General features: G+C 52.5%; 15 protein-coding genes and 2 tRNA genes. 15 read left to right on the top strand and 2 right to left on the bottom strand.

Going from position 1 to position 17,156, the window contains the following annotated elements; genetic code table 11:
* Positions 1–7 precede the first annotated feature (7 nt).
* Positions 8–316 carry a YhbY family RNA-binding protein gene (locus MIB40_RS06330; protein ID WP_249692088.1) on the bottom strand — a complete coding sequence of 103 codons (309 nt, stop codon included), beginning with the start codon at positions 314–316 and terminating at the stop codon, positions 8–10.
* Between the two features lie 144 nt (positions 317–460).
* On the opposite strand from MIB40_RS06330, the gene rlmE reads away from it, so the two are divergent.
* From rlmE to pnp, 15 genes are all read left to right on the top strand, one after another.
* On the top strand, positions 461–1,084 hold the full coding sequence (gene rlmE, locus MIB40_RS06325; RefSeq protein ID WP_249692086.1) for a 23S rRNA (uridine(2552)-2'-O)-methyltransferase RlmE: 624 nt from the start codon (positions 461–463) through the stop codon (positions 1,082–1,084).
* A 169-nt stretch (positions 1,085–1,253) separates the two neighbouring features.
* A complete protein-coding gene (gene ftsH, locus MIB40_RS06320) occupies positions 1,254–3,176 on the top strand; it encodes an ATP-dependent zinc metalloprotease FtsH (protein WP_249692084.1) in 1,923 nt (640 codons plus the stop codon).
* Between the two features lie 63 nt (positions 3,177–3,239).
* Positions 3,240–4,070 (top strand): dihydropteroate synthase, encoded by an 831-nt coding sequence (folP, locus tag MIB40_RS06315; protein WP_249692082.1) that lies wholly within the window; start codon positions 3,240–3,242, stop codon positions 4,068–4,070.
* A gap of 13 nt (positions 4,071–4,083) precedes the next feature.
* Complete coding sequence (gene glmM, locus MIB40_RS06310; protein WP_249692080.1) at positions 4,084–5,424, top strand: phosphoglucosamine mutase; 1,341 nt, start codon at positions 4,084–4,086, stop codon at positions 5,422–5,424.
* A 79-nt stretch (positions 5,425–5,503) separates the two neighbouring features.
* Positions 5,504–6,250, top strand: a complete 747-nt coding sequence (gene tpiA / locus MIB40_RS06305; protein ID WP_249692078.1) for a triose-phosphate isomerase — start codon at positions 5,504–5,506, stop codon at positions 6,248–6,250.
* 4 nt (positions 6,251–6,254) lie between these two features.
* Complete coding sequence (secG, locus tag MIB40_RS06300) at positions 6,255–6,626, top strand: preprotein translocase subunit SecG (RefSeq protein ID WP_249692076.1); 372 nt, start codon at positions 6,255–6,257, stop codon at positions 6,624–6,626.
* A 15-nt stretch (positions 6,627–6,641) separates the two neighbouring features.
* Positions 6,642–6,728 (top strand) — tRNA-Leu (locus MIB40_RS06295).
* Between the two features lie 122 nt (positions 6,729–6,850).
* Positions 6,851–6,927, top strand: a tRNA-Met gene (locus tag MIB40_RS06290).
* A gap of 149 nt (positions 6,928–7,076) precedes the next feature.
* Positions 7,077–7,532: a ribosome maturation factor RimP gene (gene rimP, locus MIB40_RS06285; protein ID WP_249692074.1), complete on the top strand. Its 456-nt coding sequence runs from the start codon at positions 7,077–7,079 to the stop codon at positions 7,530–7,532.
* Positions 7,533–7,591: 59 nt separating this feature from the next.
* Entirely contained in the window at positions 7,592–9,094 is a 1,503-nt protein-coding gene (nusA, locus tag MIB40_RS06280) for a transcription termination factor NusA (protein WP_249692072.1), read from the top strand.
* A gap of 24 nt (positions 9,095–9,118) precedes the next feature.
* Positions 9,119–11,626 carry a translation initiation factor IF-2 gene (gene infB / locus MIB40_RS06275; RefSeq protein ID WP_249692070.1) on the top strand — a complete coding sequence of 836 codons (2,508 nt, stop codon included), beginning with the start codon at positions 9,119–9,121 and terminating at the stop codon, positions 11,624–11,626.
* A gap of 6 nt (positions 11,627–11,632) precedes the next feature.
* Positions 11,633–12,028, top strand: coding sequence for a 30S ribosome-binding factor RbfA (rbfA, locus tag MIB40_RS06270; protein ID WP_249692068.1), 396 nt, complete (start codon positions 11,633–11,635; stop codon positions 12,026–12,028).
* A 6-nt stretch (positions 12,029–12,034) separates the two neighbouring features.
* Entirely contained in the window at positions 12,035–12,961 is a 927-nt protein-coding gene (truB, locus tag MIB40_RS06265) for a tRNA pseudouridine(55) synthase TruB (RefSeq protein WP_249692066.1), read from the top strand.
* A 141-nt stretch (positions 12,962–13,102) separates the two neighbouring features.
* Positions 13,103–13,372, top strand: a complete 270-nt coding sequence (gene rpsO / locus MIB40_RS06260; RefSeq protein ID WP_249692146.1) for a 30S ribosomal protein S15 — start codon at positions 13,103–13,105, stop codon at positions 13,370–13,372.
* 266 nt (positions 13,373–13,638) lie between these two features.
* Positions 13,639–15,747: a polyribonucleotide nucleotidyltransferase gene (gene pnp / locus MIB40_RS06255; protein WP_249692064.1), complete on the top strand. Its 2,109-nt coding sequence runs from the start codon at positions 13,639–13,641 to the stop codon at positions 15,745–15,747.
* A gap of 118 nt (positions 15,748–15,865) precedes the next feature.
* On the opposite strand, the gene MIB40_RS06250 is transcribed toward pnp, so the two are convergent.
* On the bottom strand, positions 15,866–17,047 hold the full coding sequence (locus tag MIB40_RS06250; protein WP_249692062.1) for an acetyl-CoA C-acetyltransferase: 1,182 nt from the start codon (positions 17,045–17,047) through the stop codon (positions 15,866–15,868).
* Positions 17,048–17,156 lie beyond the last annotated feature (109 nt).

Raw genomic sequence — 17,156 nt, 5'->3', positions numbered from 1 at the left:
ACGCACGTTAAAGAGTGCGTGTCAGGTTTGACAGGTGGGCCTTGGGTTTGTCAGCGTGCTTGAGAATGAGCGCGATATTGCCAATGGTTTGCACCAGCTCGGCGCCACAGCGGTCACAAAGTTGCGGAATCAGCTGGTTCTTGGCGTCACGGTCACCTACGGAGAACTTTACTTTGATCAGTTCGTGATCCTCCAGTGCCCTTAGAGTTTCTTCGATCACGCCGTCATACAAGCCTTTGCCGGCAACGGTCACAACGGGATTGAGTTTGTGTCCGATCGCTCGGTAGTGCTTTTTTTGTTGCGCTGTCAGGGGCATCGTTTGTTTATCTCCGCATAAGCCTTAAAATAGGTTCAATTATGGCGCCGCCTGGCTTGAGTTGCGGCGCAATCGCCCATTTTACACCACTCCCCGTGACGGGCACAGCTTTGGCTGTATCGGAGCGGTTTCCAAGAGGTATTCATGGCAAGGTCGAAGAGTAGCGGTCGCTGGTTAAAAGAACATTTTGACGATCAGTATGTCAAACAGTCCCAGAAGGATGGCTATCGCTCCCGTGCCAGCTATAAACTGCTGGAAATTCAGGAGAAAGATCGCATTTTGCGCCCGGGGATGTCTCTGGTTGACCTGGGGGCTGCGCCCGGCGGTTGGTGCCAGGTGGCCGCTAAAATTGTGGGCGAGAAGGGGCGTATTGTGGCCTCAGACATTCTCGACATGGACCCTATCGCCGATGTGGCGTTTGTTAAAGGGGATTTCACCGAGGAAACTGTACTGGAGCAAATACTGCAAGAAATTGGCTCGGAGCAAGTTGACCTTGTAATTTCGGATATGGCCCCCAATATGAGTGGTATGACGGCAGTTGATCAGCCCAAGGCAATGTATCTGGCCGAATTGGCCCTGGATATGGCGCGCCAGGTACTCAAGCCGGGGGGAGCCTTTCTGACCAAGGTCTTCCAGGGTGAGGGGTTTGATGAATATTTCCGGGATATGCGGGGTAGCTTTGATCGCTTGCAGAGCCGGAAACCCCAGTCATCCAGGCCCCGTTCGCGAGAGATTTATCTGCTGGCGAGAGGGTTTAAAGGCCAGTAATGGGTGGTGGGTCGTTAAAATAACGTGCTGGACGGCTAAACTTGGTAGACTGTCCAGTAAGGCTACGATGTAATAGTAGCGAACTGGTGGGGCAAGTAGCTCCGCCCTCAGGAACGGTTAGGTGTGGTGCCTGCCGGGTTAAGCATACGAGGATAACCTGTTGAACGATATGGCTAAAAACTTGGTCTTGTGGCTGATTATTGCGTTGGTATTGCTGACCGTATTCAAAAATTTCGGCACCATGCAACCCACCTCTTCGGAGTTGAGTTATTCAGAATTTATTACCCAGGTCGAGAATGACCGGGTCAGTCGTGTCACGATCGACGGTTACCGTCTTACGGGTGACCTGAAAAATAACGAGCGCTTCTCGACCAACTTGCCGCCTACCGTACGCGATGACAAGTTGATGGATGAGCTTCTGCGCAATAACGTGAATGTGGTGGCCAAGCCAATCGAGAAGCAGAGCATATGGACCCAGCTGCTGGTAGCCAGTTTCCCCATTCTGGTGATTATTGCTGTTTTCATGTTTTTTATGCGCCAGATGCAGGGCGGCGGCGGTGGTCGTGGCGGTCCGATGAGCTTTGGTAAAAGCAAGGCGCGCCTGCTTAGTGAAGATCAAATCAAGACAACCTTTGCTGATGTGGCGGGGGTAGAAGAAGCCAAGGAAGACGTGAAGGAATTGGTCGAATTTCTCCGTGATCCCGGCAAATTCCAGCGCCTCGGAGGCCGAATCCCTCGCGGTGTATTGATGGTTGGTCAACCCGGTACCGGTAAGACCTTGCTGGCGAAAGCCATTGCTGGTGAAGCCAAGGTGCCGTTCTTTACCATTTCCGGCTCTGACTTTGTCGAGATGTTTGTTGGTGTTGGTGCCTCCCGGGTTCGGGACATGTTTGAGCAAGCCAAGAAGCAATCCCCTTGTATTATCTTTATCGACGAAATCGATGCGGTTGGCCGTCATCGTGGCGCCGGCCTGGGTGGCGGACATGATGAGCGTGAGCAGACCCTCAACCAGCTCTTGGTCGAGATGGATGGTTTTGAGGGTAACGAGGGTGTGATTGTCATTGCCGCAACCAACCGTCCTGATGTGCTCGATCCTGCCTTGTTGCGCCCCGGTCGTTTTGACCGCCAGGTCGTGGTGGGTCTGCCTGATATCCGTGGTCGTGAACAGATACTCAAAGTGCATATGCGTAAAGTACCGGTTCATGATGGCGTCAAGCCGGCATTGATAGCCCGTGGAACGCCCGGATTTTCCGGTGCTGACCTGGCTAACCTGGTTAACGAAGCGGCCCTGTTTGCGGCACGTTCCAGTAAACGAATGGTCACTATGCAGGAATTCGAGCTGGCCAAAGATAAGATCATGATGGGCGCCGAGCGCAAATCGATGGTAATGAGTGAAAAGGAGAAGCTCAATACCGCCTACCACGAAGCGGGTCACGCGATTGTCGGCCGTCTGGTTCCCGATCATGACCCGGTTTACAAGGTTAGTATCATTCCTCGTGGTCGTGCTTTGGGGGTGACCATGTTCCTGCCCGAAGAGGATCGTTACAGTCAGAGCAAGCAAGGGCTTGAAAGCCAGGTCTGTAGCCTGTTTGGTGGCCGAATAGCAGAAGAGATGACTCTGGGCAAAGGGGGGGTTACCACGGGTGCTTCCAATGATATCCAGCGAGCATCGCAGATTGCCCGTAGCATGGTGACTCGTTGGGGCTTGTCTGAAAAGTTGGGTCCTTTGCTGTACGAGGAGGAGGAAGGTGAAGTATTCCTCGGTAAGCAGCAAGGCAACCGATTGCACGTATCCGCTGAAACCGCCAAGGTAATCGATGATGAGGTTCGTCACGTTATCGACAGTTGTTACGAGCGCGCCGAGCAGATTCTGACGGATAACCGTGACAAGCTGGATGCGATGGCAGATGCTCTGATGCAGTATGAGACCCTCGATAGCGATCAGCTTGATGATATTATGGCTGGTCGTAAACCGCGTCCTCCTCAGGACTGGGGTGATGATGAAGACGGCGGCTCGGCAACGGCAGAATCTTCAGAAGAGCCCAAGAAATCGCCAGATGAGCCCATTGGAGGGCCTGCCGGGGAGCACTAGAATAATCAAGGTTTTGACCTTTAAACCGACGGCTAAGGCCGTCGGTTTGCTTTGAGGAGTACTATGGTCGTTGATTTTGGTAGCCAGCGGCGTTCTCTTGATCGGCCCCTGATTATGGGCGTTTTGAATGTGACGCCCGATTCTTTCTCGGACGGTGGTCGTTTTGTTGAGCCGGCCCGGGCGCTAGAACACGCCAGGCAGATGTTCCTTTCCGGTGCCACTTTTATTGATGTTGGGGGAGAGTCGACTCGCCCAGGGGCAGCCCCTGTGTCTGTGGAGCAGGAGCTGGAAAGGGTCGTGCCAGTGGTCGAGGCGATTCGGGCCGAACTTGATGTGGTGGTTTCCGTGGATACCAGTACGGCCGAGGTGATGCAGGCGGCGATTGCTGCTGGCGCTGGTTTGATCAATGATGTCAGGGCGTTACAGCGTCCGGGTGCGCTACAGATGGCAGCCTCTCTTGGTGTGCCTGTTTGCCTGATGCATATGCAAGGCGAACCGGGAACCATGCAGCATGATCCCTGCTACGATAATGTTATCGATGATGTCATGGTTTTTTTGCGTGATCGTATGAGGTTGTGTGAAGCGGCCGGTATCAGTCGTTCCAATTTGTTGATTGATCCGGGGTTCGGTTTTGGAAAAACGTTGCAGCATAATCTGCAGCTTCTGAAGGGGTTGAGTCGCTTCGCGGAAATGGATGTGCCGCTACTGGTCGGTATGTCGAGGAAAAGTATGATAGGTGCGGTGCTTGATCGCCCTGATGCAGATGACCGGCTGTACGGCTCGATTGCCGTTGCAGTACTGGCAGCCCAAGCGGGGGCGCACATCATACGGGTGCACGATGTGAAAGAAACTCGGGATGCGTTGGCCATGGTGGATGCGGTGAGCAACAGTTAATGGGTGGACTTTTATGACTAAAAAGTATTTTGGTACCGATGGTATTCGTGGGGTTGTCGGGAAAAGCCCGATTACGCCGGAATTTATTCTGAAGTTGGGTTGGGCCGCAGGCAAGGTATTTGCCCGAGAGGGGCGCAGCAAAATCATGATCGGTAAAGATACCCGCATATCCGGCTATATGTTTGAGTCAGCACTTGAGGCAGGATTGTCGGCAGCCGGGGTGGATGTTTGCCTGTTGGGGCCGATGCCGACGCCAGGTATTGCGTACCTGACGCGAACCTTTAATGCTCAGGCAGGCATTGTGATCAGCGCCTCCCATAACCCTTATACCGATAACGGCTTTAAGTTTTTCTCGGCAAACGGCACCAAACTGGGTGACGAAATCGAGCATGCGATTGAAGAGATGATTGAGCAGCCGATGACTGTGGTGCCTCCGGATCAATTGGGCAAAGTTACCCGCATTGATGATGCTGCAGGCCGATATATTGAATACTGTAAGGGTACCGTGACCAGTCACCTCGATTTGCGCGGTATGAAGATGGTTGTTGACGGAGCACATGGGGCCACTTATCACATTGGGCCGGCCGTATTCAGAGAGTTGGGAGCCGAAGTCTATGAGATCGGGGTTCAGCCCAATGGCTTGAATATCAATCGCGAAGTGGGTTCTACCTCGCTGGCTGCACTGCAGAACGAAGTGCTGGAGCGTCAGGCGGATCTGGGTATTGCTTTTGATGGTGATGGTGATCGCGTGATGATGGTTGATGATCGTGGAGAGGTGGTTGATGGCGATCAGTTACTGTTTATTATTGCTCGCAACCGACATCAGTACGGCAAGCTGGGTGGTGGTGTGGTCGGTACCCAGATGACCAATCTGGGCATGGAACTGGCGTTGAAGCAGTTGGGGATAGCTTTTGATCGTGCCTGTGTTGGTGATCGCTATGTTAATGAAATGTTGAATGAAAAAGGTTGGCTGCTGGGGGGCGAATCTTCGGGGCACATTATCTGTAGGCATGTCACTACCACCGGTGATGGTATTGTTTCAGCGTTGCAAGTGGTGCGTGCTATGAAGGCTGGAGGTGAATCCCTCTATCGGCTCAAGTCGGCTATGACGATGTTTCCCCAGACCATGATTAATGTTCGCTTGCCGGCCAAGCAGGATATTTCTGCCCAGGCTGAAGTGGTTAAAGCAGTTGCTCAGGTAGAGGCAGAATTGGCCGATACCGGGCGTGTGTTGCTCCGTCCTTCGGGTACTGAACCGGTTGTCCGGGTTATGGTAGAAGGGGAAAATACTCAACAAGTACAGCGTCTTGCGCAGCACTTGGCGGGTGTCGTTGAGTCTGTCGTCGGATCCTGAATTAAATTATCTGGGGGCGGTTGTATCTTAGGATTCTCTACGCTAAGATTGCCGGCCTTCCAACCCTGCTGAGGTTTTTATGCGTCAATCTCTGGTTGTTGGTAACTGGAAGATGAATGGCAGTCTGGCTGCCAATCGAAGTTTACTGGCTGAAATATCGACTGCTGAATTAGGTAATGGTGAAGTGGCTGTCTGCCCTCCATCAATCTACTTGCAGGCTGTTACTGAACAGTTAAAAGATTGTTCGATTGGTTGGGGTGTTCAGAATATCTGCGAAGCAGATTCTGGTGCCTATACTGGCGAGATTTCTGCTGCGATGGCCGCAGAGTATCACTGCCGTTTTGCAATCGTGGGTCATTCTGAGCGTCGTACGTTGTACGGGGAGACGGATGTGCAGGTTGCTGAAAAAGCATTGCAGGCTAATAAGCTGGGTGTGGTTCCTATCGTTTGTGTAGGTGAGACCCTTGATGAGCGAAATGCTGAGCAAACGCTCGAAGTGATTGGTCGCCAACTAAGGGCGATACTCGATCATAAGCGCTTTGCAGAACTGGATACTTGGGTGGTGGCTTACGAACCGGTATGGGCAATTGGTACTGGTCTTACAGCTTCTCCATCTCAGGCCCAGGCGGTGCATGAATTCATTCGTGAGCAGTTGGCGAAGGTGAGTCAGTCGCTTGCGGATAAAGTAAGAATACTTTACGGTGGCAGCGTTAAAGCCGCGAACGCGGTAGAGTTGTTTGCCGAGGCCGACATTGATGGTGGTCTGGTAGGTGGAGCTTCCCTTGATGGAAGTGAATTTATAGCGATATGTCGCGCAGCAGGGTAGTTTGATGGAGACAGTGATACTGATCGTACATGTTCTGGTGGCTTTGGCTGTCATTGGTCTGGTGCTTTTGCAGCAGGGTAAGGGCGCTGATGCGGGTGCTTCCTTTGGTGGTGGTGCATCCCAGACTGTTTTCGGTAGCCAGGGTACAGGCAGCTTTTTGGGTCGTGTGACCGCTGTGTTGGCAACATTGTTTTTTGCGACCAGTTTAGGTTTGGCTGTTTATGCCAAAAATCGCGCAGAAACAATTAGTGTTAATGATGGGATTCCTTCGATTCCGGTGGAGCAGGTCGAAGCGCCTGTGCTGCCAGCGACAGATGCCCCCATCGGTGATGAGTCTTCTGCTGCGGGTGATGCACCCAGCTTGCCAGAAGATTGATCTTAAGCTTGATTTGCCGAAGTGGTGGAATTGGTAGACACGCTATCTTGAGGGGGTAGTGAGCGATAGCTCGTGCGGGTTCAAGTCCCGCCTTCGGCACCAATTTATAACGCTTTCACAGCTGATTTTTACGGCTGGGCAGCAAGATTTAGAAGAGGGTCAGCCACAGCCAGGCCGGTTGACCTGATAGGGATTGAAGACTATAATCCCGATCCGCGAATAGGTGCGGGGTGGAGCAGCCTGGTAGCTCGTCGGGCTCATAACCCGAAGGTCGTCAGTTCGAATCTGGCCCCCGCTACCAACTTTTAAAAGCCCCTATTCAGGGGCTTTTTATTAGCTGGAAAGAGATCGCCGACGGAGCGTTTTTCTGATCGGTAAAATGGGATGGGCTTTATGCCCATTTTTTGTTGCTGCTGTTTATGTCGTGATTACGCGCAGGAGGTTGCAGCTTTGGCAAGCAAGCTGGAAATCCTTGAGGAGCTGGTAAAGCCAGTATCCGAGGGGCTTGGTCTGGAGTTTTGGGGTATTGAGTATATGTCCCAAGGGCGCCATACACTGTTGCGGATTTATATTGACTCGACCGAGGGAGTGACGCTTGAGCATTGCGAAGCTGTCAGTCGTCAGGTCAGCGCGGTGTTGGATGTTGAGGACCCTATTGCGGGTGAATACACCCTGGAGGTTTCCTCTCCCGGTATGGACCGCCCTTTATTCACAGTAGAACAGTACAAAGCATATATCGGGCAGGCGGTAAGTCTTCGCTTACGCGTGCCCTACGATGGACGCCGGAAATTTCAGGGCGTTATTAATGGTGTAGAAGCGGATGATGTGGTGCTCCTGGTGGAGGATCATGAATATTTGCTACCGATCGATAGTATCGAGAAGGCAAATATCGTTCCCCGGTTTTAATCTGTTGGCGTGGTTCGGTTCAGTAAGGTTATCTGAACCAGGCGTTAGGTGAGGCAAGCATGAGTAAAGAAATTTTGCTGGTAATTGAGTCGGTCTCCAATGAAAAAGGAGTTCCGCAAGACGTAATCTTTGAAGCAATGGAAATTGCTTTGGCTACGGCAACAAAGAAGCGCTACATCAACGAGACCGATGTTGATATCCGTGTCTCCATCGATCGTGAATCTGGCGACTACGAATCATTTCGTCGCTGGGATGTGGTTGCCGATGAAGATTTTTCTATCCCGGGCGCAGAGTTAACGTTGGACGAAGCCAAAGAGAAGGATGAGAGTCTGGAAATTGGTAGTTCCTGGGAAGAGCAGGTTGAGTCGGTCGACTTTGGCCGCATTGCTGCCCAGACCGCAAAGCAGGTTATCGTACAAAAGGTTCGCGAAGCAGAGCGCGCTCAGGTTGTTGATGCTTATCGTGAGCGGTTGGGTGAACTGGTCAGTGGAACGGTTAAAAAAGTCAGCCGCGACAGTATCATCATCGACCTGGGTAACAATGCTGAAGCCTTGATGCCTCGCGAGCATATTATTCCTCGTGAAACTTTTCGGGTTGGCACCCGGGTGCGGGCCTTGCTGTTGGAGATTCGCGCCGAGCAGCGTGGTCCACAGTTGATCCTTAGCCGTACCGATCCGCAGGTTCTGATTGAACTGTTCAAAATTGAAGTGCCAGAAATTGCCGAAGAAGTGATTGAGATTCGTGCGGCGGCTCGTGATCCAGGCTCTCGTGCCAAGATTGCTGTTAAAACCAACGACGGTCGCATTGATCCGGTCGGTGCCTGTGTTGGAATGCGAGGTTCTCGCGTGCAGGCCGTTTCTGGTGAGTTGGGCAATGAGCGAGTAGACATCATCCTGTGGGATGACAATCCGGCTCAGTTGGTCATTAATGCGATGTCGCCTGCTGAGGTTGCTTCGATCGTCGTGGACGAAGAGTCTCGCACCATGGATGTCGCGGTAGCCGAAGACAATCTGGCGCAAGCAATAGGTCGTAGTGGGCAAAATGTTCGCCTGGCGAGTGAGTTGACCGGTTGGTCCCTCAATGTCATGACGGAAGAGGATGCCCAGTCCAAGCAGAGCCAGGAAGCTGATAGTATCGCCCATACCTTTATGGCGCAGCTGGATGTGGATGAAGATATTGCGATGGTGTTGATGGAAGAGGGCTTTACTTCCATTGAGGAGGTGGCCTATGTGCCGCTGGAAGAGATGCTCGAAATTGGAGGCTTCGACGAAGAGATCGTTGAAGAGCTTCGTAAGCGAGCAAAAGATCGTCTGTTAACGTTGGCAATTGCCAATGAAGAAAAGCTGGAATCCAGTCATCCGGCAGAAGATCTGCTTAATATGGATGGTATGGAGAAGCATCTGGCCTTCCTGTTGGCTGCAGAGGGTATCTGCACCATGGAAGACCTTGCGGAGCAGGCTGTTGATGATCTGCTGAGCATTGAAGGAATTGATGAAGAGCGTGCCGGGCAGTTGATAATGACAGCGCGTGCCCCCTGGTTCGAAGACGGTACTCAGGGCTAAGAGCCGAATAGAGGAGAACAGCGAATGTCAGAAGTGACGGTAGAGCAGCTCGCGCAAGTAGTCGGTACTCCCGTAGACCGCATGTTGGAGCAAATGAAAGATGCAGGACTGCCTCAAACCTCCGGTAGTGATTCTATTACCGATGGTGAAAAGCAAACTTTGCTCGCATTTTTAAAACGCAGTCATGGTGAAGCGGAGGGTGATGCTGAACCAAGCAAGATTACTTTGAAGCGTAAAACCACCAGTCAGCTAAAAGTTGGCGGCGGAGTGAAAGGTAAAACGGTAAACGTCGAGGTGCGTAAGAAGCGCACTTACGTTAAGCGTAATATCGCACCAGAGGTGGAAGTCGAGAAGTCGCGCCGTGAAGAGGCGCAACAAAAGGCTGAAGAAGAAGATCGTAAGTTGCAAGAGGCTCGTCAGCGCCTTGAGGCTGAACGAAAAGACGAAGAAACTCGCAAGAAACAAGAAGCTGAGCGCAAAGAAGCTGAGCGAGCAGATGCCGAACGTCAAGCCGCAGATCAGCAGCGTAAGTCTGAAGAAGACAAGCGTCGTGCTGATCTTGAAAAGGCGCGCCGTGAAGCGGAAGAGCGTCGTCGTAAAGATAATGAGCGCGGACCCGGTCGAGGTAAGCGCGGTGCTGGCGGGCGTGGCACCTTGCACCGTAGTGAAAAGGCTCGTAAAGGCAGTGCCAAGGCGCGTGCTGGTAAGGCGAATCAGCGTCGTGGTAACCAGCAAGCCGAGCACGCTTTTGAGAAACCGACTGCACCAGTGGTTCGTGAAGTGGCTTTGCCAGAAACCATTACAGTTGCTGAGCTAGCCCAGCGAATGTCGGTTAAGGCTGCTGAGGTTATCAAGGCCATGTTCACCATGGGTTCCATGGTAACTATTAATCAGGTGATCGATCAGGAAACTGCCAGCATTGTGGTTGAAGAGATGGGTCACAAGGTTAAGCTGGTTAAAGCTGATGCGATTGAGGATAGCCTCGAGCAGGATCATCAGGCGCACGATGAGGGTGAGAGTCAGTCACGTGCTCCGGTGGTTACGGTTATGGGTCACGTTGACCACGGTAAAACCTCTTTGCTCGACTACATTCGTAAGGCCAAGGTACAAGCTGGCGAGGCCGGCGGTATTACCCAGCATATCGGTGCCTATCATGTGGAAACCGGTCACGGCATGATCACCTTCCTTGATACTCCCGGACACGCGGCCTTTACGGCGATGCGTGCTCGAGGAGCCAAGGCGACAGATATCGTTATTCTGGTTGTTGCTGCTGATGATGGCATGATGCCGCAGACGGAAGAGGCCATTCAGCATTCCAAGGCAGCGGGTGTGCCGCTGGTGGTTGCAGTTAACAAAATGGATAAGGAGCAAGCGGACCCAGATCGCGTTAAAAACGAGATGGCGGCCAAGGATGTTATCCCCGAGGATTGGGGTGGTGATACTCAGTTTGTTCCTGTCTCGGCTCATACCGGCCAAGGTATTGATGAGCTACTTGATGCTATTCTGCTGCAGTCAGAAATGCTTGAGCTGAATGCGGTGCCTGAAGCACCTGGCAAGGGTATCGTGGTCGAATCACGTCTGGATAAGGGGCGTGGTCCGGTTGCTACCATTCTGGTACAAAACGGCACGCTGAATCTGGGTGATAACGTACTGGTTGGTCAGCAGTATGGCCGAGTTCGCGCAATGCTCGACGAAAATGCCAAGCCGATTAAAGCTGCTGGTCCTTCTATCCCGGTTGAGATTCTGGGGCTTGATGGCACACCGGATGCTGGTGATGAGATGCTGGTCGTACGCGATGAGCGTAAAGCTCGTGAAATCGCCTTGTTCCGCCAAGGCAAGTTCCGCGAAGTTAAGCTGGCTCGACAGCAGGCTTCCAAGCTGGAGAACCTGTTCGACAACATGGGTGGCGAACGCAAGACGCTGAATGTTGTTCTGAAAACCGATGTGCGCGGATCTCTTGAGGCGTTGATTGGTGCCTTGAATGACCTGGGCAACGAAGAGGTTCAGGTGAAAGTTGTCTCCAGTGGTGTCGGAGGAATCACCGAAACCGACGCAAACCTGGCGCTGGCCTCTAACGCAGTGATCTTTGGCTTTAATGTTCGGGCTGACGCCAGTGCGCGACGTATCGTCGAAAGCGAAGAGCTGGATATGCGTTACTACAGCGTCATCTACGACATCATTGACGACGTGAACAAGGCACTTACGGGTCTTCTCGGCTCAGAGCTGCGAGAAGAGATTGTGGGTATCGCCGAAGTCCGCGACGTATTCCGCTCACCCAAGTTGGGTGCGATTGCCGGTTGTATGGTGATCGAGGGTACAGTGTTCCGTAACGAGCGTATTCGTGTATTGCGTGACAACGTCGTCGTATTTGAAGGTGAGCTTGAGTCGCTGCGTCGCTACAAGGACGATGTCAATGAAGTACGTAACGGTGTTGAATGTGGTATCGGTGTGAAGAGCTATAACGACGTTAAGGCCGGTGACCTGATTGAGGTCTTCAAGGGTGTCGAAGTAGCACGAACTCTGGATAGCTGATTAATAATGCCAAAAGACTACAGTCGTACCCAGCGTGTTGCGGACCAGCTTCAGAAAGAGTTGGCCCGTACCATTCAGCAAGAGATCAAGGATCCACGCCTTGGTATGGTCACGGTAAGCGGCGTTGATGTCAGCCGTGACCTCGCCTATGCACGAGTCCATGTGACCTTTATGGGGGAAGAGAGCAAAGACGCCATTGAAGAGCAGCTTGAGGTGCTCAACAAGGCGGCGGGCTTTCTTCGCTCTCGGTTGGCGCGAGCGGTGAAGTTGCGAATTACGCCCCAACTGAGTTTTTATTACGATGAGAGCCTCTCTCGAGGTCGTCATCTCTCCTCCTTGATTGACAGGGCCATGACGGAAGACAGTCAGCACCCGAAAGACGATACCGATTCTGCGGAGTAGTTAAAGGTGGGGCGACGAAATAAGGGCCGTAATATCAGCGGCATTGTTCTGGTGGATAAGCATCAGGGTGAAACTTCCAACGCCGTTCTGCAACGAGTCAAGCGCCTGTACGGGGCCGCGAAGGCGGGCCATACGGGCAGTCTCGATCCTTTGGCGACGGGTGTCCTGCCCATTTGTCTGGGTGAGGCTACCAAATTTTCTCAGTATCTGCTCGATTCCGATAAGGGCTATATTGCTACGGCCTGTTTTGGTGCCCGCAGCGATACCGGTGATGCGGAAGGCGAGTTGACTCCTGTGTCTGCTCCTGATTTTACCGAGGCTCAGCTGGAGCAAGTCATGCAGCAGTTTCGCGGCCCTCAGCAGCAAGTGCCCCCGATGTATTCGGCGCTCAAAGTTGATGGCAAGCCGCTTTACAAACTGGCCCGAGAGGGTATCGAAATTGAGCGTAAAGCGCGCTCAGTCGTCATCTACGAACTGGCAGCAAGCTCCTCTATCCCTGACTGTGAGGCACAATTCAGGGTGCTCTGCAGTAAAGGCACCTATATCCGTTCACTGATTCAGGATATGGGGGATGAATTGGGTTGCGGGGCTTACGTAAAGGCTTTGCGACGCTTTCGCGCGGGCCCTTTTGAAGAGGCTCAGATCTATACTCTTGAAGCCCTTGAAGATGTTCGGGAAGAGGGGGGGCATGATGCTCTGGATGCGCTGCTGATTCCTCCTGATACGGCTGTGATGAATTGGCCCGAGGTGGTGGTTGGGGATGCCAGTGCCTATTACATTAGCCAGGGCCAGCCGGTATTGGTGCCCAAATCTCCAGTCGATGGATGGGTGCGGATCTATCAGCAGCCCGAAGAGGGCGAGCGCATCTTTTTGGGTATTGGCGAAGTGGATAATGATGGCCGTATAGCCCCGCGCCGATTAATTGTACGCTAGGCCAATATCTTTGCTATAATCGCGCAGCCGCTGATCCTGTGTGGGTTTGCGAGCATCAGGGTAACTGTAAATATGCACGGTTATTCCTGAATTTTTCGCAGCTAAGGCTGCTCAATGCATATTTCTATGGAGTTTTATACCATGGCATTAAGTGCTGAAAAGAAAGCAGAAGTCGTTAAACAGTATCAACAAGCCGAAGGTGATACCGGTTCTCCCGAAGTACAGGTCGCTCTGCTGACCGCCAACATCGAGAGCCTGCAGGGTCACTTTAAAGGCCACCACAAGGATCACCACTCACGTCGTGGTCTGATCCGCATGGTAAACCAGCGTCGTAAGCTGCTGGACTACCTGAAGGGTAAGAATGTTGATCGTTACAAGGCCCTGATTAGCAGCCTAGGTCTGCGTCGCTAAGCCTCGATGATCTTTCGGCAGAATACCCACCCTTTGGTGGGTATTCCGTTTTTCAAGCACCGCTATTGATTCTTGTGGAATCTTTAGCGGTGTTTTGTTTGTACTGGAATCCTCGACAGTTGGGCCACCGAAAAGAATCAAATTGTGGTCGACATGGGGTGTACAGGCAGGCCGCTCAGCGGCAAAAGTAAAAGTAATGAATGATGGGCCTATGCCCTAGTAAATAAGATACATTGACACACAGTCCGAGAAAGAAGGAAAACACCGTGAACCCGGTAACTAAAACATTTCAATTCGGTGATCAAACCGTAACCCTGGAAACAGGTCGTATCGCGCGCCAGGCAACAGGCGCTGTAATGGTAACTATGGGCGGCTTGTCCGTACTGACTACCGTGGTAGGCTCCAAAACAGCCGACCCAAGCCGTGGATGGTTTCCCCTGTCCGTTCACTATCAGGAAAAAACCTATGCTGCCGGTAAGATACCTGGCAGCTTTTTCAAGCGTGAAGGTCGCCCTTCCGAGCGTGAGACACTCACTTCCCGAGTGATCGATCGCCCTATCCGTCCTCTTTTCCCTAAAGGCTTCATGAACGAAGTGCAGGTTACCTGTACCGTGATGTCTACTGATAAGGTGCAAGACCCTGATATCGCAGCCATGATTGGTACCTCTGCCGCACTGGCTATCTCTGGTATTCCTTTTGATGGCCCGATTGGTGTAGCCCGTGTTGGCTTTACCGAAGATGACGGCTATATGCTCAACCCAAGCTTTGCCCAGCTGGAGGATTCTCTGCTGGACATGGTGGTTGCGGGTACTAACGATGCTGTCCTGATGGTTGAATCTGAAGCGGATGAGCTGACCGAAGATGAGATGCTTGGCGCGGTTCTGTTCGCACACCAGCAATATCAGGCGGTTATCACTGCCGTGAATGAGCTGGCAGCCGAAGCGGGTAAGCCTCGCTGGGAATGGCAAGCTGAAGCTCAAAACGAGCAACTGCTCGATGCTGTTAATCTGGCCGCCGGTGAAAAAATCCGTGCCGCTTACAAGATTATCAACAAGCTTGAGCGTTACGAAGAGCTGGGCAAGGTGCGTGACGCAGCTGTCGAGCAGTTGGCGGGTGAAGCCGAAGGCCAATTCTCAGGCGATGACGTCAAGCAGGCGTTTGCGTCTCTGGAAAAGACAACCGTTCGCCAGAATGTTGTTAACGGTGAGCCACGTATCGATGGTCGTGATACCAAGACGGTTCGTGCTATCAATGTAGAGACTGGTGTTCTGCCCAAGACTCATGGTTCTTCGCTCTTCACCCGAGGTGAGACTCAGGCCATTGTTACCGCCACTCTGGGTACGGCTCGTGATGCCATGCGTCTCGATATGCTCGAAGGTGATCAGCGTGACCCCTTCATGTTGCACTACAACTTCCCTCCTTATTCTGTAGGGGAATGCGGTCGTGTTGGCAGTCCGGGTCGTCGTGAAATTGGTCATGGCCGTTTGGCTCGTCGTGGTGTTCAGGCCATGCTGCCCACCGAAGAAGAGTTCCCGTACACCATCCGTGTGGTTTCTGAAATTACTGAATCCAACGGTTCAAGCTCAATGGCTTCTGTCTGTGGTGCCAGTCTGGCCTTGATGGATGCGGGTGTACCTCTGAAGGCGCCGGTTGCTGGTATTGCGATGGGCCTGGTGAAAGAGGGTGAAAAGTTCGCCGTTCTGACCGATATTCTGGGTGATGAGGATCACCTGGGTGATATGGACTTTAAGGTAGCTGGTACCGATGAAGGTATCACGGCCTTGCAGATGGATATCAAGATTCAGGGTATCACCGAAGAGATTATGGAAATCGCATTGGCTCAGGCTAACGAAGCGCGTATGCATATCCTGGGTGAAATGAATAAGGTCTTGGCCGAATCTCGTCCTGAGTTGTCCGACAATGCCCCTGCTATGACCGCTTTGAAGATCGATTCCGATAAGATTCGCGATGTTATTGGTAAGGGGGGGGCGACCATCCGTTCTATCTGTGAAACCACCGGCGCATCCGTTGATATCGAAGACGACGGTACCGTCAAGATCTACGCCGACGACAAGGCTGCCAGTCAGGCTGCCGTCGATATGGTTATGAGCATCACTGCTGAAGCCGAAGTGGGTAAGATCTACACCGGTAAGGTTGAGCGTATTGTAGACTTTGGTGCCTTCGTCAATATTCTGCCTGGCAAAGATGGTCTGGTTCATATCTCCCAGATTGCAGAAGAGCGAGTTGAGAAAGTCACCGACTACCTGAAAGAGGGTGAAGAGGTGAAAGTTGTGGTGCTGGACGTGGATAATCGCGGTCGCATCAAGCTGAGCATCAAGGAAGTTGCTGCTGCCGAGGCTGATCAGGAAGATTAATTTCTGATCGCTTTGTCACAATAAAAAAGAGCGCCTAGGCGCTCTTTTTTATTGTCTGCTTTTCGACCAGTTTCGTTCGCATGAATCAAAAAGCAATTTTGCAGGATGCGGGTGAGGGTTATTCGCGTTCGATTGCCAACGCTACACCCTGGCCTCCGCCGATACAAAGTGTGGCAAGGCCTTTCTTGGCGTCGCGGCGAATCATCTCATGCACCAGAGTCACAAGAATTCGGCAGCCGGAGGCGCCAATCGGATGTCCCAATGCGATGGCGCCACCATTAACGTTAACCTTCTCGGTGTCCCATCCCAGATCGTGATTAACTGCCATTGCCTGTGCGGCGAAGGCTTCGTTAGCCTCGATCAGATCCAGTTGTTCGATATTCCAGCCCGCTTTCTCGAGGCAGCGGCGGGTTGCGGGAATCGGGCCGGTACCCATGATTTCCGGATCAACACCGGCATTGGCATAGGCTCTGATGGTGGCGAGTGGGGTGAGACCGAGCGCCTGTGCTTTTTGACGGCTGCAGAGTAATACGGCCGCAGCGCCATCATTCAGGGTAGAAGCATTGCCCGCGGTTACGGTGCCATCTTTCTTAAAGGCCGGGCGCAATTTAGCCAAAGATTCTGCGCTGGTGTTTGGGCGAGGCTGCTCGTCTGTGAGTACAGTAACGGGATCGCCTTTACGCTGTGGAATGCTGACAGGGGTAATCTCATCGGAAAAGCGCTGCTCGGCGATGGCCTGAACTGCTTTTTGCTGTGACTTGGCGGCAAAATCGTCTTGTTGCTCGCGTGAGAAGCCGTATTTTTGAACGATATTCTCAGCGGTGATACCCATATGGTAATCATTGAAGGCATCCCACAGGCCATCGCTGATCATAGTATCCACCATCGACCAGTTGCCCATACGCTGGCCATTTCGACTGTTTGGTAAGACGTGGGGGGCCTGGCTCATGTTTTCCTGTCCACCGGCGATGATCATCTCCGCATCGCCCAGGCGGATGGCCTGGCTGGCAAGATGAAGTGCCTTAAGGCCGGAGCCGCAAACCTTGTTGATCGTCAGGGCGGGCACTGAAGCCGGTACGCCGGCTTTGATCAGTGATTGTCGTGCCGTGTTTTGGCCGCAGCCGGCAGTCAGAACCTGACCCAGGATGATTTCGTCCAGCTGAGCGGCATCGATACCGCTTTTATCAATCAGGGATTTAACAACGGCAGCACCCAGCTCGGTGGCATCCACAGAGGAGAGAGCGCCACCAAAGGCACCAATGGCGGTACGGGTAGCGGCAACTATAACAACGTCTTGCATGTTTATACGGTCTCTTAATCTACTAACTGTGGGGGGCAGCATAGGAGGAATGCCGAATAGAGGCAAGTCTGACGGTAATGGGTTTTTGGCTGAGGTTGTATGGGATAAT

Origin of the sequence: Aestuariirhabdus haliotis, assembly GCF_023509475.1 — a bacterium.
Taxonomy (GTDB): domain Bacteria; phylum Pseudomonadota; class Gammaproteobacteria; order Pseudomonadales; family Aestuariirhabdaceae; genus Aestuariirhabdus; species Aestuariirhabdus haliotis.
This window is presented reverse-complemented; position numbering and strand designations above follow the sequence as displayed.